This is a genomic window from Bacillus sp. FG16 (assembly GCF_057809515.1).
This window is the reverse complement of sequence record NZ_JBMDKC010000418.1, coordinates 1-300: the sequence shown is the minus strand read 5'-3', so window position 1 is coordinate 300 and position 300 is coordinate 1. Positions and strand designations below refer to the sequence as shown.

Annotated in this window: 1 protein-coding gene; it reads right to left on the bottom strand. The window is 42.0% G+C overall.

Going from position 1 to position 300, the window contains the following annotated elements:
- On the bottom strand, positions 1 to 300 hold a 300-nt coding region (locus ACODS7_RS33000), incomplete at both ends, for an N-acetylmuramoyl-L-alanine amidase (RefSeq protein WP_488828789.1).

The following is a 300-nucleotide window of genomic DNA, read 5'->3' as shown; positions in this document are numbered from 1 at the left end:
CTGACACGCCATGGCTACGTAAATAATCAATCGGGTCTTCATGATCTGTACCGCCCAGGTACTTTCTCACGCCGTTATGTGTCCACAATCCTTTTTCTACCGATAGATGATTATCTTTTAAGATTCTGGCCAGTAATGTCACATACTTTTCATAACTAAGCTTAAACTTGCTGTAATCAGCTGTCTCACACAATTCCACATGGACAAATCGTTTATTCGCCGCTGGTCCTGCACCATAAGCAATGTATTTTGTATCCGCAATCTGAATGGTTTCATTCCAGTCCACTGCGTAATGAACGA